Below are 20197 nucleotides of genomic sequence, written 5' to 3' on the forward strand. Positions count from 1 at the left end.
ATCAGCGTGAACCGCTCCAAGGCGCGGGGACGAACGTCCAGAGCACCTCGGCGGGGGACGGTCCCTCGTTGCGCCAGTTATGGGGTTCCCGCCCGGAGAACGTGAGGGTGTCACCCGCCGCGAGTCTCTCCGTACGGCCCGTGAAGAGCACCGAGACCTCTCCCGAGACGACGTGGAGCACTTCCACGTCGCAGTTGATCGTGTACAGCTCGTCACCGCCGTTCGCACCGGGTTCGAGCCGGGAGCGCAGCACCTGCACCTTGGACTGCGCGCGCGGCGTGATCAGGCGGTCGACCACCCCGCGGCCGCCCATGTTGATGTGCGTGGCGTCGTCGAGCCGTACGACCTCGGTGTCGGCGTCCTCGAAGAGGGAGCCCACCGGCAGGGACAGCACCTGGCACAGGGTCACGAGGGTGGCGACGCTGGGCGAGGTCTCATCCCGCTCGACACGACTGAGGAAACCCCTGGTCAGACCGGTCGCCGCCGCCACCTGCTCGATCGTGAGGCCCTGATCCTTCCGGCAGGCCCGCAGGCGCGCTCCGACGCGCACCGGAAGAGCGGACGGCGTCGGGTGAAGAGCCTTCATGAAGTCCTCGCGTCGGTCGGTCGACTCACTGACAACCCTTGACAGGGGGGTACCCCGGGGCCAGACTACCCGGAATGAAAGTTGCCTAATAAGCATTCTTTGTTGTGTATAAGTAACTTCGCTCAGGCTTGAACCTGAGCGCGGTTCAGACAAGTTCAGACAGATTCAGACAGATTCAGAGGTTCCGATGACCACTCTCGAACCCCCGCTGGGCCCCCCCGACGCGAGCGTCAGCCCCCGGTACGCCGGGATCGCCACCTTCGCGCGCCTGCCGCGCATCGAGGACGTGCCGCGCGCCGACATCGCCGTCGTCGGTGTCCCCTTCGACAGCGGGGTCAGCTACCGGCCCGGCGCCCGGTTCGGCCCCTCGCACATCCGTGAGGCGTCGCGGCTGCTGCGCCCGTACAACCCGGCGCAGGACGTCGAGCCGTTCGCGGCCCAGCAGATCGCCGACGCGGGCGACATCGCCGCCAACCCCTTCAACCTCACCGAGGCGGTCGAGCAGATCCAGGCCGCCTCGAAGGCCCTGTCGGCCGACGGCAAGCGCCTTCTCACGCTCGGCGGGGACCACACCATCGCGCTCCCCCTCCTGCGCACGGTCGCCGAGAGGCACGGCCCGGTCGCCGTGCTCCACTTCGACGCGCACCTCGACACCTGGGACACCTACTTCGGCGCCCCGGTCACCCACGGCACGCCGTTCCGCCGGGCGTCCGAGGAGGGGCTCATCGACCTCACGGCGAGCATGCACATCGGCACCCGCGGCCCCCTGTATTCTCGCGAGGACCTGCGGGACGACGAACGTCTCGGCTTCGCCGTCGTCTCCAGCCCCGAGATCGAGGCCGAAGGGCTCCCCCGCGCCATCGAGCGGATGCTCACCCGCCTCGGCGACCGCCCCGTCTACCTCTCCATCGACATCGACGTCCTGGACCCGGCGCACGCCCCCGGAACCGGCACGCCCGAGGCCGGCGGCATGACGAGCCGCGAACTCCTCGCCATGATCCGCGCCCTGCGCGCGGTCCGGCTGGTGGGCGCGGACGTCGTCGAAGTCTCGCCGGCCTACGACCACGCCCAGCTCACCGCCGTCGCCGCGTCCCATGTCGCGTACGAGATCCTCTCGGCGATGACACCCGCGAGCCCGCCCTCCACCAGCTGAACCGCTCTGCAACACAGCTCCACTGCTCCACAAAGGACCACGATGTCGTCACCAGAGACCGCGACAAGTCGCGAAAGCGTGATCGAACAGCACTCGATCGACTATGTGCCCAGCTCCGAACGCCACGGCAGGGTCTGGCACCAGGGACCGTTCTGGTTCACCGGCAACTTCGTGCTGCCGACCATGGTCACCGGCTTCGTCGGCCCGGCCATGGGACTGAGCGTCGGCTACAGCGTGCTCGCCGTCGTACTCGGCGTCTCCTTCGGCACCTTCTTCATGGCGTTCCACGCCAACCAGGGGCCGCGGATGGGTCTGCCGCAGATGATCCAGTCGCGTGCGCAGTTCGGCAGCCGAGGCGTCGTCGTCCCGTTCGCGGCGACGGTGTTCGTGTACGTCGGCTTCCTCGTCTTCGACACGATCCTCGCGGCACAGGGTCTCGGGCTCTTCCTGCCCGACATCAAGCTGTTCTGGTACCCGGTGCTCATCGCGGTGTCGATCGTCATCGCCGTGGTCGGACACGATCTGCTCCACTTCGTGCAGCGCTGGCTCACCTATCTGCTCATCGTGGTCTTCGCGATCCTGACGATCGTGGCCATCGTCCACTTCTCCGGCAACCCGATCGCCGAGGGCGCGCCGGCGGCGACCGCCGGCTGGGACGCCACGGCGTTCCTGGTGCAGTTCTCCCTGGCGGCCGGGTACAACATCAGTTACGCCGTGTACGTCTCGGACTACACGCGTTACCTGCCGGCGAACGTGTCCTCGAAGAAGCTGATCACCTCGGTCTACGCGGGTGCGGCGTTCTCCGCCGTCTGGCTGATGTCGCTGGGCGCGATCCTCTCCAGCTACCTTCCGAACCCCGACCCGATCCTGGCGCTGCGCGAAGTCGGCGATCTGCTCTTCCCCGGCTTCGGACTCGTGACCGTGATCGTCTCGGTGCTGGCGCTGATCTCGATCATGGGTGTCAACGCGTACGGCGCGATGCTGACCGGCACGAGCGCCGTCGACGGCTTCAAGAAGGTCCGCCCGACCGTCCGGCTGCGGATCATCGGGCTCGTGGTGGTCGGCATCGGCTCTCTCGTCGTCGCACTGCTGATCCCCGACGACTACATCGGCAGCTTCAACAACTTCGTCCTGCTGATGCTGTACTTCCTGGTGCCGTGGACCGCGGTCAACCTGGCCGACTTCTACTTCGTGCGCCGCGGCAAGTACGCGGTCGCGGAGATCCTGAAGCCGGACGGTCTGTACGGGCGCTGGGCCTGGCGCGGTGTCGTCGCGTACGTCATCGGATTCCTCGCGATGATCCCGTTCTTCTCCAGCAGCTTCTATGTGGGGCCGGTCGCGGACGCGCTCGGCGGCGCGGACTTCTCGTTCGTGATCGGATTGATCGTCTCCGGCGGTCTGTACCTGGTCTTCGCCCGGAACATCGACCGCGGCGTCGAGGCCGAGGCGCGTACGGCGAGCGAGGCGGAGCTGGAGGGAGCCGTCCGATGAACGCGGCCCCCGCCCCGGCCCCGCAGACTTCCCCCGTCACGGTCGCCTGCTGCCAGCTCGCGCCGCAGGTCGGCCGGGTCGGGGAGAACCGCGAGCGGATCCGCGAGGCGATCACCGCCGCCGCCGACCGGGGCGCGGACATCGTCGTCCTCCCCGAGCTGGCCAACTCCGGCTATGTGTTCCGCGACGCGGACGAACTCCTCTCGGTCGCCGAACCGCTCGACGGCGAGACGATCCGGGAGTGGGAGGAGCTGGCGTCCCGGCTGCGGCTGGTGATCGTGAGCGGTTTCGCCGAACTCGGCGAGGAGGGACGTGTCCACAACACGGGCGTCCTGATCGACGAGACGGGGCTGCGCGCCGCGTACCGCAAGGCGCATCTGTGGAACGCGGAGAAGACGTACGGTTTCACACCGGGCGACCGGCCGCCGCCCGTGCTCGACACACCCCACGGCCGCATCGGCATCATGGTCTGCTACGACGTCGAATTCCCCGAGTGGGTGCGGCTGGCGGCGCTCGACGGCGCCGAACTGCTGTGCGCGCCGGTGAACTGGCCGCTGTACCCGCGGCCCGAGGGGGAGCGTCCGGGCGAGATCGTCCGGGTCCAGGCGGACGCCTCGGTCAACCGGATGTTCGTCGCGGTCGCCGACCGCACCGGCGTCGAACGCGGCCAGGACTGGCTCGGCGGCACTGTGATCGTCGACGCCGACGGTTACCCGGTCACCCCGCTGCACCTGGGCGAGGAGGCGACCGTCACCGCGACGGTCGATCTCGCCCAGGCACGCGACAAGGCCATCAGCGAACGCAACGACGTACACGCGGACCGGCGTCCGGGACTGTACGCGCCCATCGGAGAGGAGCGGTCATGAACAGCACCACGGTCGCCGTCGTCCAGCAGCCGCCGGCCCTGCTCGACCTGGAGGAATCGGTACGCCGGGCGGCGGCCCACGTGACGGAGGCGGCGGGCCTGGGCGCGGCGCTCGTCGTCTTCCCGGAGACCTGGCTCACCTGCTACCCGGCCTGGGTGTTCGGCCTGGCGGGCTGGCGGGACAGCACGGCCCAGCACTGGCACGCGCGGCTGCTCGAGCAGAGTCCCGTTCTCGACCACGAGGGCGGCGACGACGATCTCGCGCCGCTGCGCGCGGCGGCCCGCGAGAGCGGTGTGACCGTGGTCCTCGGGCTCAACGAGCGGCCGGATCGCGCGTCCGGATCGCTCTACAACTCGCTCGTCACGATCGGCCCGGACGGGCAGACGCTCAATCTGCACCGGAAGCTGACGCCGACGCACACCGAGCGCATCGTCTGGGCGGCGGGCGACGGAGCGGGTCTCCGTGTCGTCGACACCCCCGCCGGGCGGGTCGGCTCCCTGGTCTGCTGGGAGCACTTCAGCCCCCTCGCGCGGCACGCGCTGCACGCACAGCACGAGGAGATCCATGTCGCCGCCTGGCCGGACATGCCCGAGAGCCATGTGATCGCGGCACGGTCGTACGCCCTCGAAGGCCGCTGCTTCGTCATCTCGGCCGGGCAGGTCCTTTCGACGGACGATGTGCCGGCCGATCTGCTGGGCGCCTACCGGGCGGGGGTCGGCCCGGACGCCCCGGAGAGCGGGCTGCTCTTCAACGGCGGTTCCAGCATCGTCGGCCCGGACGGGTCGTGGATCGTCGAACCGGTCTACGACGAGGCCCGGATCATCACGGCGACGCTGCAGACCGGGCGACGCTACGAGGAACTGCTCGATCTCGACGTCGCGGGCCACTACGCGCGGCCCGACGTCTTCCGGCTCTCCGTCGACCGCGGCCGCCGGGAGAGCGGCGTCAGCTTCACCGAGTGACACCCCCGAAGGGGTGCGGAGGGATCCCGCGCTGAGCGGACTCTCCCCGCCGGCCGGGGAGCCCGGCAGCAGAGGGCGCGGCGTTCGCCGCGCCCTCTGCTGCCGGGCTTCCCTGTCTGCGCGCGGGTGATCCGACTCGTCACTCGGCCGTGCCCGTTGCGCGGCTCCTGGCCATGACCGGCCGCGCAGAAGGCGGTTCAGCGAGCCCGCCGCGCCGTCCGCCGACGGCAATCCGGAACCTCCCGGCACCGGGACGCCGGGGTCGCGGCCGGGCTGAACCGCTTCGTCCGGCGGCACCATCGGGGCAGGTCCGCTTCGTCGTTTCGGCCGAATTCAGCGTCTGTCCGGCTGCCTAGGCTGACGACACATTCAGCCGACGACCAAGGACGGTTTCCATGACGGCAGCAGTGGACCCCGCGCGTTGGATCAATTTCCTCAGCACGACAGCGGCCGAACATGGCGTCCCGGGCGCGTCGCTCGCCTTCTTCCACGACGGGAAGACGCACGAGTTCGCCACCGGGGTGCTCAACCGGGACACCGGGGCCCCGGTCCGCACGGACTCCCTCTTCCAGATCGGCTCGGTCACCAAGGTGTGGACGGCCACGCAGATCATGCTGCTGGCGGAGGCGGGCCGGCTGACGCTCGACACCCCTGTCGTCGAGGTCCTCCCGGAGTTCCGGGTGGCGGACCCGGAACTCACCAAGTCCGTGACCGTACGGCATCTGCTCACGCACACCTCCGGCATCGACGGCGATCTCTTCCTCGACACCGGCCGGGGCGACGACACCCTGGAGAAGTACACCGAGGCGTGTCGCGATCTCACCGCGATCCACCCGCTGGGCGCGACCCAGTCGTACTGCAACTCGGGGTTCTCGGTGCTCGGCCGGATCGTCGAGCGGCTGACCGGCAAGGTCTGGGACGCGGCGTTGCGCGAGCAGATCATCGAGCCTCTGGGGCTCACCCACACCGTGACGCTCCCGGAGGAGGCGCTCCGCTACAGCACCGCCATCGGCCACGAACAGGACGGTTCCACGGCCACGGTGTGGGGGCTGACGCGTTCCGCGGGCCCCGCCGGGCTGATCTGCGCACGGGCGTCCGATGTCGTCCGGTTCGGACGGGCCCATCTCTCCGACGGGCTGCTCGCCCGTCCCGAGGTGATGTGGGAGCCGCATGTGGCCCTGCCGTGCCCGCTGACGTTCGCCGCCGAATGGGGTCTCGGCTGGATGCTGGACACCCTGTCCGGGCACAGGGTCGTCTCGCACGGCGGCAACACGATCGGCCAGGCGGCCATGCTCTGGATCGTACCGGAGATGGACTTCGCCGCCTGTCTCCTGGTGAACGGCGGAGACAGCGCGGGGATGCAGCAGGAGACGGCCACCGAACTCTTCGGCGAACTGCTCGGCGTCGAGGTCCCCGCCGCGCCCCGGCCGCCGGCCGCACCGGTCGCCGTCGACGCCGGGCGGTACACCGGGGTGTACGAGGGTGTGGGCGTACGGGTCGCGGTGACGGTGGGCGAAAGCGGTGGGCTGCGTATCCGGACGGGGTTCAAGGGCGATCTCGCCGACCTGTCCCCGGACCAGGAGTCCGATCTGGTCGCCGTGGGCGAGGGAACCTTCGTCGCCCAACTGCGCGGCGAGGGGTCCTGGATGCCCATGGCCTTCTATGAACTGGCCGACGGCTCGCCCTATCTTCACTTCGGCGCCCGAGCCCTGCCGAAGACGGCCTGAAGACCGAGGTCGGCCTCGTGGAGTACCCCGACGAACGTCGCTACGCGGCGGTCTTCCCGCGGCCCCGGTCCATGGGGCCCCGGTCCATGGGGCCCCGGTCCATGGGGCCCCGGTTGCCGAAGGCCGACGCGGCGAACGGACCGGCGGCGCGGACGGCCGTCGATCTGCTCCGCGCCTGAGAAGCGCCGTACCGGGCGCACCGGCGAGGAGTGCCACCGAGAGGCGCCCCCAAGGGGTGTCCTCATCTCCCCTGAGCAGGCGTGATGTCGGGATACGCGCACTACCGTGACCTCATGATGAACAGGCCGCACCCCTCACTGCGACGGATCGTCGACGACTTGGGCAGCACCGTGCTCGATGTGGTCGCCGCGCCTCCCGGTGATCTCGAAGCGGAGATCACCGGGGTGCACATCTACGATCCGCTGGACGAACTGCTGGTGACTCCCGGCACGCTCCTTCTCGCCGTCGGGGTCGAGGGCGGTGAGCGGATTCGCGCACTGCTGAGGGCGGCGGCGCCGGCCGCCGCCCTCGTCGTCAAACAGCCCGTGGAGTCCGACGAATCGATTCAGCAGGCGGTGACCGAGTCCGGAGTCGCCGTGCTGGGACTGGCCCGCGCCGCCTCCTGGGCCCAGATCGCCGCCATGCTGCGCGCACTGCTCGCCGAAGGAGATCTCGGCGAGCCGGACGACGGCCTTCCGCCCGATCTCTTCGTACTGGCGAACGCGATCTGCGCACTGCTCGACGCGCCGGTCACGATCGAGGACAGGGCGTCCCGGATCCTCGCCTACTCCGGCCGTCAGGAGGAGGCCGACCCCAGCAGGGTCGCCACGGTGCTCGACCGTCAGGTGCCGGAACGCATTCGCCGGATCGTCCGCGAACGCGGCGTCCTGCGGCAGCTCGACCAGAGCCGGGAACCCTTCTTCGTCCACCTGGAGGAGGAGAACATCCGCCGGACCGCGATCGCGGTCCGTTCGGGCGACGAGATCCTGGGGTCCATCTGGGTCGCCGCCCCCGAACCCCTGGACTCCCAGCGTGCGAGCGCGCTGAGCGACGCGGCGAAGATCGTGGCCCTGCAGCTCCTGCGCGAACGGGCCGGTGCCGACATACGGCGGCGGCTGCGGGCCGACCTGCTCTCCACCGTCCTCGAAGGCGGTCCCGGCGCGCCGGGCGCCGCGGCCCGGCTCGGTATCGCCGAGGGCGAACCGGGCGGTGTGTGCGTTCTCGCCGCCCAGCTCGCCGACGACGGCACCGCGCACACGGACGCCGACCGGCAGCGTTTCTGCGACGCCCTCGCGCTCCACGTCGGCGCCATCCATCCGCGCTCGGCCGCCGCCGTGATCGGTACGGTGACGTACGCCGTGCTCCCGCTGGCTCAGGGCCGGTCGGACGACGACGGCGCCGAGCGCCGGGCCGTGCGGGTGGCCATGAACTTCCTGGCCCGGATCGGCGTCCGGTACACGGCCCGCATCGGTGTCGGCCGCCCGGCCGCCGATCTCACGCAGGTGGCCCGCTCCCGCGCGGACGCCGACCGGGCGCTGCGCGTGCTGACATCACAGCGGGTCCCCAACTCCGCCGCCGGATACTCCGAGTTGCACATCGAGTCGCTGCTGCTCCAACTCGGAGATCTCGCGGCGGTCCAGGAACATCAACCCGTCGGCCCCTACCGCGCCCTGCTCGACTACGACGCCGAGCACGGCAGCGATCTGGTCGCCACGCTCAGCTCCTACCTCGACGCCCTGGGGGACGTGCCCACCGCAGCGGCGCGCATGCACGTCCACACGAACACGTTCCGGTACCGGCTCAAAAGGGTCGTGGAGATCAGCGGTCTCGATCTGGACGACCCGCGGGAACGGCTCGGCGTCCTGCTCCAGATCCGCATCTTCGGCCCCTGGCCCCCCGGCCGGGAAGAGAGCCGGTGAACCTCCGCCTCGCCGAACGCGGTCCGACTCTTCGGTCGCCAGGACGGACTGCCCTCCCTCTTTTGTGCTCCGGCACGAATACCGGGGGCACCGGGAACGGACAGGGTGGTGCATCACTCCCATGCGTCCTGAAGTTCCGCTTCTGGAGTCCTCAATGAAACACATCCGAACCACCGTGGCGGCGGCCCTGGCCCTGCTGCTCGCGACGACCGGCTGCGCCGCCACCGGCGGTTCCGCCTCGGACGGCGACACCTTCACCATCGCGTCGGCCCTCGCGCCCGGGGCACTCGACCCCTCGCAGGCCGTATCGGCGGGCACCAACCTCGCCCTCTCCCTCGGCTACGACACCTTGGTGTCCATCGACGAGAAAGGCGCAACCGTATCGAGGCTCGCCGAGAAATGGCAGGTGACGCCCTCTTCCGTGACCTACACCCTCCGCAAGGGCATCACCTGCTCCGACGGGTCGCCGGTGACGCCGAGCACGATCGCCGCGAATGTCGCCCACGAGACCGACCCCGCCAACAAGTCGCTGATCTACGGCGTCAACGTGCCCGTGGGACTCACCGCCAAGGCCGATGACGCCGCCGGTACCGTCACCCTGGCCACGCCCCAGCCGTTCAGCTTCATCCTGCAGAGTTCCGCGACGATGTACATCGTCTGCGGCAAGGGCCTGACCGACCGCAGACTGCTCGCCCAGGGCATGTCCGGCTCCGGCCCGTACCAGCTCACACAGGTACGGGCCGGTGACCGGTACGCCTACCGGCTGCGCGAGGACTACGCCTGGGGCCCCGACGGCGCCACCTCGGCCGGCATGCCTCGGAAGCTGGTCGTGCGGGTGGTGGCCAACGAGCAGACCTCCGCCAATCTCCTGATCAGCGGTGCCATCAACGCGACCTTCGCCTCGGGGCCCGACCGGGCCCGTCTCAAGTCCATGCCGGGCGTCCGGACCCAGAACATCGCCGTCGGCACCGAGCAGTTCAACTTCCATCAGGCCAAGGGCAAGCCGACCGCGGACCCGGCCGTCCGCAAGGCCCTGGCCATGGCGCTCGACATGAAGGACCTGGGCCGGATGGCGTCCAGCGGCAGCGGCACCCCGCCCTACGGCATGGTCGTGGAGCCGACTCCCTGTGCCGCCGTCGACCTCTCCCGCTATCTCCCGCGGTACGACCTCGCCGAGGCCGAAGCCACCTTGGACGCGGCCGGCTGGCGGGAGGGTCCGGGCGGAGTACGGACCAAGGACGGACGCAAGCTGTCGCTGACCCTTCTGTTCATCCCCTCCCGCGGCGAGGCCGTCGCGGCCACCGCCGAGTACGCCGCCGCCGAATGGAAACGGATCGGGGCCGAGGTCAAGCTGCTCGGCATCACCGGCGCCCGGATCAGCGACGCCACCAACGGCACCCTCGACTGGGACATCGCCTCCCTGCCCATCGGCGTCCAACTGCCCTCGATGCTCATGGGCGTCCTGTCCGGCCCCACCCCGCCGGACGGCGGCAATTTCATGCACCTGAAGAACGAGCGGTACGAGGCCCTCACCGGCCAGGCGCTCGGCATTCCGGGCGAGCCGGGCTGTGCCCTGTGGAACAAGGCCGAGGCGGCGCTCGTCGAGAACCACGACATCATCCCGATCGTCGGCTCCACCACCACGCTGGCGACCAAGAACGGCTCCGTTCGCATGCTCCCCGGACTGGTGCAACCGACCACCATCCGGCTGCACACGGAAGACAAGTGATCACATGCCTCAGAACAGCTCCGGGAGCACCGTGCCCGACAGACCGGCCCGGCTGACGCCGGCACAGCGGACCCGGCGTGGACCCGCCCCGAAGGACACGCCCGACCACCCGCGCCCGCACAGCGCTCGCCGCCGGCTCCCGATCGTCTTCCTGCTCCGAGCCGTGCTGCGGTTGACGATCTCCCTGGCCGCACTGCTGGTGGCCTCGTTCGCGATGATCCATCTGCTGCCCGGCGATCCCGTGCGCAGTTCCCTCGGCCCGGCGGCCCTGCCCGAGGCGGTGGCGAGGAGGCGGGAGGCACTCGGCCTGGACGATCCGATCCTCCAGCAGTTCCTGGACTATGTCCGCCAGGTGTTCAGCGGTGACCTCGGGACCTCGTTCCTCACCTCGGAACCGGTGGGGGACGTCATCGCCGACCGGCTTCCCAACTCCGTCTCCATCGCCCTGCTGGGCACCGCGCTCGCGTTGAGCATCGCGATCCCGCTCGGGATGTGGGCTGCCGTGCGCACCGAGAACGGCCGCCGTCCGCTCACCCGGAGCGTGTTCTCCGGGGTCACGGGAACCGCCAACTCGATCCCCGAGTTCCTGTACGCGATCGGCCTGGTGACGGTCTTCGCGGTCGGCCTGCGCTGGCTGCCGCCCGCCGGAATGGACGGCCCCTCTTCGTACGTCCTGCCCGCGGTCGCCCTCGCGATCGGCCCCGCGGCGCTGCTCGCCCGTGTCTGCCGCGTCGAGACCCAGCGCGAACTGGGCAGCGAGTACATGCGGCTGGCCCGCGCCAAGCGTCTTCCCGCCTCCCGGCTCTATCTGCGCCATCTGCTGCCGAACACCCTCACCGCGACCCTCACCATGGGAGGACTGCTCCTCACCGCGCTGATCACCTCGGGTGTGCTGGTGGAGAGCGTCTTCGCCTGGCCGGGGCTCGGCCAGCGCACGGTCGAAGCCATCACCCAGCAGGACTACCCGGTCGCCCAGGGCGTGATCCTCGTCTACGGGGCGATCGTGCTGATCGTGAACTTCCTCGTCGACCTGCTGGTCGGCTTCCTCGACCCCAAGTCCGCCCTCAACTCCGCCCTCGCACCCGAGGAGGCATGATGCGCCGACTGCTGCGCACTCCGTCCGGCTGCGCCGGACTCGCGATCGTCACCCTGATGGCGCTGCTGGCCGTCTTCGCCCCGATGATCTGGGGGGACGACGCCACCCGCTTCAATCCGTCGGCGATCAGCGAAGGCGCCTCGGCCGCCCATCCCCTCGGCACGGACGCGCTCGGCCGTGATCTGCTGGCCCGTACGCTCGTGGCCACCCGCTTCACGTTGCTGCTGGCGCTGCTCGCCACCGCCATCGGCACCGGCATCGGGCTCGTCCTCGGCACGCTGCCGTCCGTACTCCCCCGGCGCGCCGGACAGCTGGTCACCTCGACCGTCAACGCCCTGGTCGCCTTCCCCGGACTGCTGCTCGCGATGTTCACCGCGGTGATCGCCGGACTCGGGGCGCGGGGCGCGGTGCTGGGCATCGGTATCGCGCTCGCGCCCGTGTTCGCCCGGCTGACCAACAATCTGGCGGCGTCGATCTCCACCTCCGACTATGTGCTCGCGGCCCGGATGATGGGCGTGCCCCGCCATCGGGTACTGCTCCGGCACGTGGTGCCGAACATCGGCGAACCCCTGGTGATGGCGCTCGCCCAGGCGATCAGCGGAGCGCTGCTGGGACTGGCCGGACTGTCGTTCCTCGGGCTCGGGGTGCAGTCTCCGTCGTACGACTGGGGAAAGCTCCTCTTCGACGCGTTCGGGCACATCTACGTCACCCCGGTGGTGGCGGTGGGTCCGGCCGCGGCGATCATCCTGGCAGGGCTCGGCTTCGCCCTGCTCGGCGACGCGTTCTCGGACGCCGCGGCGCGGCGGTCCGCATCGGCCGACGGCAAGGACAAGGCCGTGGCGAAGGCCGTGGCTCCCTCCTCCTCGGCCCGGGAAGAGGGCGCCGGGACGGAGGACGGCGAGCCGGACGCGGTACTGGACGTCCGGGACCTGAACGTCGCCTTCCCCGGCGGCGCGCGACCCGTACGGAATCTGTCGCTGACCATCCGGCCGGGCGAGATCGTGGGCCTGCTCGGGGAGTCCGGCAGCGGCAAGAGCCTGACGGCGTCCGCGATCGGCGGACTGGTCCCGTATCCCGGCCGCGTGGACGCGCGCCGACTGCGGCTGCACGGGCAGGATGTGGACTCGCTGCCGGAGAACGAGCGCCGGAAGCTGCTGGGCACCTCACTGGCGATGATCTTCCAGGACCCGATGGCGTCGCTCAATCCGGCGCTCCGGATCGGCGGCCAGCTCGCCGAGGTCTCGGTCGTCCACCAGGGCGCCACCCGCGCCGACGCGTGGCAGCGGGCCGTCGACCGGCTCGGGCACGTCAAGCTGCCGGATCCGGAACGGACGGCCCGGATGCATCCGCACCAGTTGTCCGGCGGTATGCGGCAGCGAGCGGTCATCGCGATGGGTCTGATGGGCGCGCCCCGGCTGATCATCGCCGACGAGCCGACGACGGCCCTGGATGTGACCGTGCAGCGGCAGATCCTGAAGCTGCTGCGCGAGGTGACCGGGGAGACCGGCGCGGGCGTGCTGTTCATCACTCATGACATCGCGCTGGCGAGCGAACTCTGCGACCGGGTCGCGGTGATGTACGCGGGCACCATCGTGGAGGAGCTGGAGACCTCCCGGCTCGCGGACGGCGCTGTGCACCCGTACACCCGGGCGCTGCTGGGTTCGGTGCCGACGATGGACACCGACCGAACGGTTCCGCTGACCGGCATCCCCGGCACCCAGCCGTCCCCGGCCGATACGGGGCAGGGATGCACCTTCGCGGACCGCTGCGCGTCCGCGACCGATCGATGCCGCACGGAACGCCCGGTGCTCGTGGAGCACGGCGCGGCCCATCGCGCGGCCTGCTGGGAGGCGACATGAGAATCAACGATCTGACCGTGCGGTACGGCTCCCGTGACGTCGTGGAAGGGCTGAGTCTGGAGATCCCGCCGGGCAGTTCCGTCGGTCTGGTGGGCGAGTCCGGGTCGGGCAAGTCGACGGTGGCCCGCGCGATCACCGGGCTGGTCCCCTATCAGGGCACGATCGAGGGTCCGGACCGGAACAAGGTGCAGATGGTGTTCCAGGATCCGTACGGCTCGCTCAACCCCCGGATGACGGTGGGTTCCTCGATCACCGAGGGGCTGATGTCCCGCGTGCCGCGGCCGGAACGGCCGGCGGAGGTGGAGCGGCTGCTGTCGCTGGTGTCGCTTCCGGCGGAGTACGCGCGGCGGTATCCGCGGGAGCTGTCCGGCGGTCAGCGGCAGCGGGTGGCCATCGCGCGGGCTCTGGGGACGCGGCCGGAGCTGCTGATCGCGGACGAGATCACCTCGGCGCTGGATGTGTCGGTGCAGGGCTCGGTGCTCAATCTGATCCGGTCGCTCCAGGCGGAGCTGGGGCTTTCCATGCTGTTCATCTCGCACAATCTCGCGGTCGTCCGCTACGTCTGCGACCGGATCGCGGTGATGCACCGGGGACGGCTCGTCGAGGAGGGCCCGGTGGAAGAGGTGATCGCGGCCCCGGGCCAGGCGTACACGCGTGCGCTGCTGGACGCGGTGCCGAGGCTGGCGACCGCCTGACGCGGTGACGACGTGAGCCGCCTGCCCGGTCCGGGCAGGCGGCTCACGTCGTTCTACTCGCTCAGAGCGCGATCCACTCGGTGGACGTCGTGAACTCGTCCAGGATCTCGGGCACCGGCTCCACTCCGATTCCCGGGCCGGTGGGTACGTCGAGGTGGCCGTCGGAGAGTTCGAACGGCGGGGTGATGTCGCAGGAGTAGTAGCGGCTGGAGGCGGAGGTGTCGCCGGGCAGGGTGAATCCGGGCAGCGCCGCCAGGGCGACGTTGGCCGCCCGGCCGATGCCGGTCTCCAGCATGCCTCCGCACCACACGGCGACGCCGTGGGCCCGGCAGAGGTCGTGGATGCGGCGGGATTCGAGGTAGCCGCCGACGCGGCCGGGCTTGATGTTGATGACGGAGCAGGAGCCGAGGGAGATGGCCGCGGCTGCGTGGGCGGCGGATTCGACCGACTCGTCCAGGCAGACGGGTGTGGCGAGCCGGCGGGAGAGTTGGGCGTGCTGGACGAGATCGTCGTCCGCCAGGGGCTGTTCGACGAGCAGCAGGCCGAACTCGTCGAGCCGTTCCAGGTGGCGCGCGTCGGCGAGGGTGTAGGCGGCGTTGGCGTCGGCCTGGAGCAGCAGATCGTCGCCGAAGCGTTCGCGTACGGCCCGCACCGGCTCTATGTCCCAGCCGGGGGCGATCTTCAGCTTGATCCGCAGGTAGCCCTCGGCGATGAACCCCTCCACGGCGTCCAGGAGTTCGGGAACGGAGTCCATGATGCCGACCGAGACGCCGCTCGGCACCCGGTCCTTGGTGGCGCCGAGCCAGGAGGCGAGCGACTGTCCGCTCGCCCGCAGTTCGGCGTCGAGGATCGCGCTCTCCAGAGCGGCCTTGGCCATCCGGTGGCCCTTAAACGGTTCCAGCGCGGCGGCCACGGTGTTCGCTTCGACGTCCCTCGGCAGCGCCGGGGCGAGGAAGCTGCGGATGACGGCGGCGGCGCCGTCCACGTACTCGGAGTTGTAGCGGGGCTCCAGCATGGCGACGCATTCGCTCCAGCCTTCGCTGTCCGGTGTCTCGACGCGGAGCAGCAGGATGTCGCGGGCGTGCTCTTCGCCGAAGGAGGTCCGGAAGGGAGCCTTCAGCGGCATCGCGACGCGGCGGAGTTCGATTCCTTTGATCTTCATCGGTTCTGTGACTCCATGGTGGGCGTGTGTTCCGGCGGGGAGAAGGTCGCCGGCTGGGGGTGGCTGGGGAGGCGGTCGACCACGAAGCCGGTTCTGCCGTGGAAGCCGGTGACCCTCGCCCCGTCGGCCAGCAGGCCGCCGAGCACCTCGCGGACCGCCAGCCGCCATGAGGTGGCGGCGGCCGGATCAGTGCGGCGGAGGGTCTCGATGTCGGTCGGCAGCTGGACCAGCACGGTCGGGGCGTCGGCCGGAAGCAGCAGCGGACGGCCGTCGGGGCCTTCGGCGAGTACGGGATCGGGGGCCTCGGCGGCGATGGCGTGACCGGTCGGCGCGTCTGTGGTGTCGCCGGGTGGGGTGGTGCGGGGCGGGGCGGTCGCCGCGGCTATGACGCGCGGCGCGTTGAGGTCCCAGCGGGCGAGTACCCGGTCGGAGTCGTCGCCTCCGTTGATCGCGTCCCGCATCGTGCCGTAGAAGCCTGGGTGGTACTCCTCCAGCGTGGCGCCGAGCTTGGTGAGGTTGAAGTAGGCGTTGCGGCGGACCAGGGGGTCGAAGGTCCAGGTGATCCGGTCCAGTCCGCGGGCGAGCGCCCAGTCGCGCTGGTGCTGTTTGAGGGCGAAGCCGATGCCCTGTCCCTTGCCCGCGCCGGTGACGTGGGAGTGCAGTGCCCGACCGGGCGGGGCGGCGAGGAAGGCGACGGAGGCGCCGACCAGTTCAGGGCCGCGGTACGCGCCCGCCACATAGTTGCCCGCGTGGGAGAGCGCGCGCATCAACTCGACGGCGATGGGGCCCTCGCCCGGCGCGTACTGCCAGACGCGTTCGAAGAGCCGCTCCATATCGCGGAACTCCTCCAGCCGGTGGACTTCGCGGACGGCCGGTTCGGTCCCGGCGGCGTTCGGCACCGGCCCGGTCCCGGCGGCGTTCATCGGAGTACCGCCGTGATCAGTTCGGCGAGGAGATCGGCCCTGCGGGGCATCTCCGCGACGATGACATGCTCGTCGTCGGCGTGCGCGCCGCCGCCGACCGCGCCCAGACCGTCGAGGGTGGGACAGCCCGCCCCGGCGGTGATGTTGCCGTCGGAGGCGCCGCCGACGGACGCCTGCCGCAGGGGTTCCATGCCGAGCCGGGCCGCCGCTTCCTGCGCGAGGGCGAAGAGCCCGGCCGACGAGGCCGTCTCCAGAGGCGCCCGGTTGGGTCCGCCGCCGATTTCGAGACGGGCGCCGGGGGTGTGGACGGGGAGGCCGCGGATCAGTTCGTCCACCCGGCGCTGGGCCGCCGTGCTCGGCACCCGTACGTCGACGCCGAGGGTGGCCAGCGCCGGCACGGTGTTGCCCGTGGTTCCCGACGACACGAGGGTCGGTGTGACGCTGGTGGCCTCCGGGCCGTGGGCGACGGGCAGGCCCTTGTTGACCAGTTCGCCGAGCCCGCTGATGGCGAGGATCTGATGCGCGGCCTCGACGGCCGCGTTGACGCCCTTCTCCGGTTCGAGTCCGGAGTGCGCGGCCTTGCCCCGTACCTCGATCTCGTACCAGGAGACTCCCTTGCGCGCGGTCTTCAGGGCCCCGCCGTCGGCGGAGGCTTCGAGGACGAACGCGGCGGCGCATCCCTTGGCCGACTCCTCGATCAGCGCGCGGGAGGTGGGCGAGCCGAGTTCCTCGTCGCCTGTGACCAGGACTCGGACGCCGTCGAGCGCGGGCAGCGATCCGAGCGCGTGGAACATCTGCACGAGCCCGGCCTTCATGTCGAAGACGCCCGGTCCGCGTGCGATCCCGTCCACGACCGACCAGGGGTGGGTGGCCAGCGAGCCCATCGGCCATACGGTGTCCTGGTGTCCGACGAGCAGCACCCGGGGTTCGCCGAACGTCCAGCGCAGATGGGTGACTCCGTCGATGACGAACGTCTCGGGCGCGGTGCCGAGGTGGCGGGCTCCCTGGGCGGCGACGGTCGCGGCGCCGGCGGCCACGGCCTGGTGATCCGACGAGAACGACTCGCAGAGTACGAGTTCTTCGAGGTCGGCCAGCATGGCGGCGATGCGCACGCCGTCCTCGGACTCGGGGCCGGCGGCGGACGTCGGGGCGGTTCCGGACGTCGGGGTGGTGCCGGACGTCGGGCGGGCGGGCGTCATCGGGCACGCCCCAGTTCCGCGCGGAAGAGGCGGTGGACATTCCCGCCCAGGATCTTGCCGATGTCGGTCTCGGTGTGGCCGCGCCGGACGAGTTCCGCCGTCACCAGGGGCAGGCCGGCCGGGCCGTCGAGCCCCGGCAGGGTGACGAGCGGATCGACGTCGTCGAGTTCGAGGTCCTCGCAGCAGGGCGGGGTCACGTCGAGGAGGACCTCGCGGACGAAGTCGGGACCGATGCCGACATGGTCGACGCCCACGACGGACGCCACATGCTCGATGTGGTCCGCCAGCCGCTCCAGGGTGCGGTCCTCCTTCGCCTCGGCGAGGAAGCCGGGGAAGAAGTTGACGCAGACGACTCCGCCCGTCGCGGCGACTCCCCGGAGCTGATCATCGGTCAGATTGCGGTGGTGGTCGCAGAGCGCTCGGGCCGACGAGTGGGTGGCGATGAGCGGGCGGGTGGCCAGTTCGAGGACATGGGCCACCCCGGCGGCGCCGAGGTGGGAGACGTCGAAGAGCATGCCGAGGCGTTCCATCTCCTCCACCGCCCGGACTCCGGCGGCCGTCAGCCGGGATCCGGTGGCGTCCTCTCCGCTGCCGTCGGCGAGCGGTGTACGTCGCCAGTGCGCGATGGAGGCAACCCGTACGCCGAGTCGGTGGAGGGTGTGGAACAGTTCGACGTCGGCGTCGATGCCCGGAGCGCTCTCCAGGGCGAGCACGAGTGCGATCTTCGACTCGGCGAGCGCGGCGTCGATCTCTTCGCCGTCCCGGCACAGGGCCACCGTGTCCGGGTTCCCCTCGGCGAGGACATGCGCGCTCTCGATCATCCGCAGGGTGCGGCGCAGCGCGCCCTCGGGGCGGTAGGGGTCGTCGATGAAGACGGGCAGAACCTGGATGTCCACGCCTCCGGCCTGGAGCTGGGGCAGCCAGCGTTCACGGAAGAACTCCGCCCAGCGGGACGGAGGCCGCGCGGACACCGCCATCAGAAGATCGTTGTGGGTATCCGCGACGACGGCGCGATGGTGGAGGTCAAGGGTCACATCGGAGCCTTCCAGAGTGGGTTGGCACCGACGCTATGGCCGCCGAAGTGTCGGCAGTTCATCCAGGACGACGAAAAACCCGGCTGTCTTCGTCGTCCGGACCGAGAGAGCCGGGAGCCGGTGCGGCCACGAGACGCCGGTCCGGGCGACCGCCCGGCGTACGGGCCGCGGGCCCGACCCGCCGGCGGGTCGGGAACAGCGCGGCCGGCCCGCCTGATCCTGCTGCCCGAGCACGGGCCGCGGACCGCCGCCGGGCGGTGGACGCGGCTGTGGGGCCGGGCCTTCGGCCACAGGCGCAAGGGGGCGGACCGGCCGACCTGCGGCGGGATCCGCCGGTGCCGGGCAGGAGTGCCACAGCACGCGTCGCCGAGAGAGCGGGCGGCCCTCCGAGCGAGCCGGATGCTACGGTGGCTCACGTACCGCATCTCATGGCGGCCTCCCCCGACCGTTACTCCACGGAGGCATCGTCATGTCCGCAACCCCTCATGTGCGCTCTTTCCATCGCGAGGATCGCGACCAGCTCACCTCTCTCGTGAACGCCCACGCCGCGGCGGTGGTCCCCGGCGCGAGCGTCTCGGTGAACACCGTCGTCACCAGCCTTGAGCGCTGCCCGGAGGAGTACATCACCGACCCGTGGGTGGCGGAACGGGTGACTCTGGTGGCCGAGCATCAGCGGCGGATCGTCGCCGCGGCCCATCTGCTGCGCTACCGCAACGACCCGGACGTCGGCGACGACTACCGGGACACCGGCCACATCGCCTGGTTCATCCACCTCCCGCCCACGGAGGACGGGAACGGTACGGACAGCGCGGGCGGTGCGGACGAGGTGGACAGCGCGGACGGGGAGGACGGCCCGGACGCGTACAGGCAGGCGGCCGATCTGCTGATGTCGGCCTGCCTCGCCCAGCTCACCCGCTGGCATGTGCGGGCCCGCTTCACCGACGGGCAGTTGCCCGTTCCGGGCGTCTACGGCGTCCCCGACCAGTGGCCCCATGTGCGCGCCACCCTGGAACGCGCCGGATTCGCGCACACCGGCGGCGTCGAGATCCTGCTGATCGCCTGGGTGCGGGATCTGCCCGAGCCGGGCCCGGCGCCGCTGCCGGGCCTCACCCTCCACCGCGGCCTCGGCGAACTCGGCACCCGGCTCACCGCCCGCCTCCACGGCGAGGACATCGCCCACCTCGAACTGGACACCGCCCTCGACCGCCCGGAACGTCACGCACGCCCCGGCGGCACGGCCGACCTCGCCGACCTCGAACTGCCCTCCGATCCGCACCCGGACCTGCTGCCGTGGCTGCTCGGTGAGGCCCGCGCGTGGCTGACCCTCTGCGGGGTGGACCGGCTCCTCGCGTACGCGGACCCGGCCGACGACGAGGATGAGGATGGAGACGAGGACCGGGACGGCGCCGGCGAGCCCGCTGTCGAGGCCGAAACGGAGGAGCTGACCGCTCACGGCTTCCGGGAACTCACCCGCACGGCACGCGGCTGGACACACCAGCCTTTCTAGGGCTCGGTACGGGCCCGGTCACGAGCCGCCGCTGGGCTGGGAACGGGTGAGCCGCCGTACGCGCGCCCTCGCAGGACAGGGAGCAGAAGCGCGCGTACGGCGGCGTCTCGGGGACGCCGGCCCCAACCGGGACCGGCCTCGGTGACCACGGCCAGGGACCAGCCGTGGTCACCGCGGCCAAGGATCGGCCACGGTCACCACGGCACCGAACCGGCCATGGCCACGGTCACCACGGCACGGGACCGGCATCGGTCACCGCGGCCGTCACACAGGTCGGACGGATCGGACG

At 70.9% G+C, this 20197-nt stretch carries 16 protein-coding genes; 11 read left to right on the forward strand and 5 right to left on the reverse strand.

Features of this window, described 5'->3' with window-relative positions; translation table 11 throughout:
* Position 1 precedes the first annotated feature (1 nt).
* Positions 2 to 586: a helix-turn-helix domain-containing protein gene (locus ACWEFL_RS21180; RefSeq protein ID WP_451714781.1), complete on the reverse strand. Its 585-nt coding sequence runs from the start codon at positions 584 to 586 to the stop codon at positions 2 to 4.
* A gap of 187 nt (positions 587 to 773) precedes the next feature.
* Between ACWEFL_RS21180 and speB the strand changes: the two genes are divergently transcribed.
* The 10 genes from speB to ACWEFL_RS21230 all read left to right on the forward strand — a co-directional run bounded on the left by speB (position 774) and on the right by ACWEFL_RS21230 (position 14083).
* Positions 774 to 1739, forward strand: coding sequence for an agmatinase (gene speB / locus ACWEFL_RS21185; RefSeq protein WP_451714784.1), 966 nt, complete (start codon positions 774 to 776; stop codon positions 1737 to 1739).
* A gap of 42 nt (positions 1740 to 1781) precedes the next feature.
* Positions 1782 to 3230 carry a purine-cytosine permease family protein gene (locus ACWEFL_RS21190; RefSeq protein ID WP_451714786.1) on the forward strand — a complete coding sequence of 483 codons (1449 nt, stop codon included), beginning with the start codon at positions 1782 to 1784 and terminating at the stop codon, positions 3228 to 3230.
* Entirely contained in the window at positions 3227 to 4096 is an 870-nt protein-coding gene (locus tag ACWEFL_RS21195; RefSeq protein WP_451714788.1) for a nitrilase-related carbon-nitrogen hydrolase, read from the forward strand. Before ACWEFL_RS21190 ends, ACWEFL_RS21195 begins: the two co-directional genes overlap by 4 nt.
* Positions 4093 to 5058: a carbon-nitrogen hydrolase family protein gene (locus ACWEFL_RS21200; protein ID WP_451714791.1), complete on the forward strand. Its 966-nt coding sequence runs from the start codon at positions 4093 to 4095 to the stop codon at positions 5056 to 5058. The genes ACWEFL_RS21195 and ACWEFL_RS21200 overlap by 4 nt, the downstream gene beginning before the upstream one ends.
* 395 nt (positions 5059 to 5453) lie before the next feature.
* On the forward strand, positions 5454 to 6785 hold the full coding sequence (locus tag ACWEFL_RS21205) for a serine hydrolase domain-containing protein (RefSeq protein ID WP_451714794.1): 1332 nt from the start codon (positions 5454 to 5456) through the stop codon (positions 6783 to 6785).
* A 293-nt stretch (positions 6786 to 7078) separates the two neighbouring features.
* Entirely contained in the window at positions 7079 to 8704 is a 1626-nt protein-coding gene (locus ACWEFL_RS21210; protein WP_451714797.1) for a PucR family transcriptional regulator, read from the forward strand.
* 154 nt (positions 8705 to 8858) lie between these two features.
* The gene (locus tag ACWEFL_RS21215; protein WP_451714800.1) at positions 8859 to 10433 is read left to right on the forward strand and encodes an ABC transporter substrate-binding protein; all 1575 of its coding nucleotides are present in this window, start codon (positions 8859 to 8861) and stop codon (positions 10431 to 10433) included.
* Positions 10434 to 10437: 4 nt separating this feature from the next.
* Positions 10438 to 11529 carry an ABC transporter permease gene (locus ACWEFL_RS21220; protein ID WP_451714801.1) on the forward strand — a complete coding sequence of 364 codons (1092 nt, stop codon included), beginning with the start codon at positions 10438 to 10440 and terminating at the stop codon, positions 11527 to 11529.
* Positions 11526 to 13388, forward strand: coding sequence for a dipeptide/oligopeptide/nickel ABC transporter permease/ATP-binding protein (locus ACWEFL_RS21225; RefSeq protein ID WP_451714803.1), 1863 nt, complete (start codon positions 11526 to 11528; stop codon positions 13386 to 13388). Before ACWEFL_RS21220 ends, ACWEFL_RS21225 begins: the two co-directional genes overlap by 4 nt.
* On the forward strand, positions 13385 to 14083 hold the full coding sequence (locus ACWEFL_RS21230) for an ABC transporter ATP-binding protein (RefSeq protein WP_451714805.1): 699 nt from the start codon (positions 13385 to 13387) through the stop codon (positions 14081 to 14083). The genes ACWEFL_RS21225 and ACWEFL_RS21230 overlap by 4 nt, the downstream gene beginning before the upstream one ends.
* Positions 14084 to 14144: 61 nt before the next feature.
* Here the strand turns inward: ACWEFL_RS21230 and menC are convergent, their stop codons facing one another.
* From menC to ACWEFL_RS21250, 4 genes are all read right to left on the reverse strand, one after another.
* Positions 14145 to 15245 (reverse strand): o-succinylbenzoate synthase, encoded by a 1101-nt coding sequence (gene menC / locus ACWEFL_RS21235; protein ID WP_451714807.1) that lies wholly within the window; start codon positions 15243 to 15245, stop codon positions 14145 to 14147.
* Positions 15242 to 16168 carry a GNAT family N-acetyltransferase gene (locus tag ACWEFL_RS21240; RefSeq protein WP_451714809.1) on the reverse strand — a complete coding sequence of 309 codons (927 nt, stop codon included), beginning with the start codon at positions 16166 to 16168 and terminating at the stop codon, positions 15242 to 15244. Before ACWEFL_RS21240 ends, menC begins: the two co-directional genes overlap by 4 nt.
* Positions 16165 to 17265 carry a M20/M25/M40 family metallo-hydrolase gene (locus ACWEFL_RS21245; RefSeq protein WP_451714932.1) on the reverse strand — a complete coding sequence of 367 codons (1101 nt, stop codon included), beginning with the start codon at positions 17263 to 17265 and terminating at the stop codon, positions 16165 to 16167. Before ACWEFL_RS21245 ends, ACWEFL_RS21240 begins: the two co-directional genes overlap by 4 nt.
* Positions 17266 to 17363: 98 nt before the next feature.
* Complete coding sequence (locus tag ACWEFL_RS21250) at positions 17364 to 18401, reverse strand: dipeptidase (protein WP_451714810.1); 1038 nt, start codon at positions 18399 to 18401, stop codon at positions 17364 to 17366.
* A gap of 469 nt (positions 18402 to 18870) precedes the next feature.
* Here ACWEFL_RS21250 and ACWEFL_RS21255 point away from each other — a divergent pair, with 469 nt between their 5' ends.
* Entirely contained in the window at positions 18871 to 19908 is a 1038-nt protein-coding gene (locus ACWEFL_RS21255; RefSeq protein ID WP_451714813.1) for an N-acetyltransferase, read from the forward strand.
* Positions 19909 to 20197 lie beyond the last annotated feature (289 nt).

The organism is Streptomyces sp. NPDC004838 (assembly GCF_053600955.1).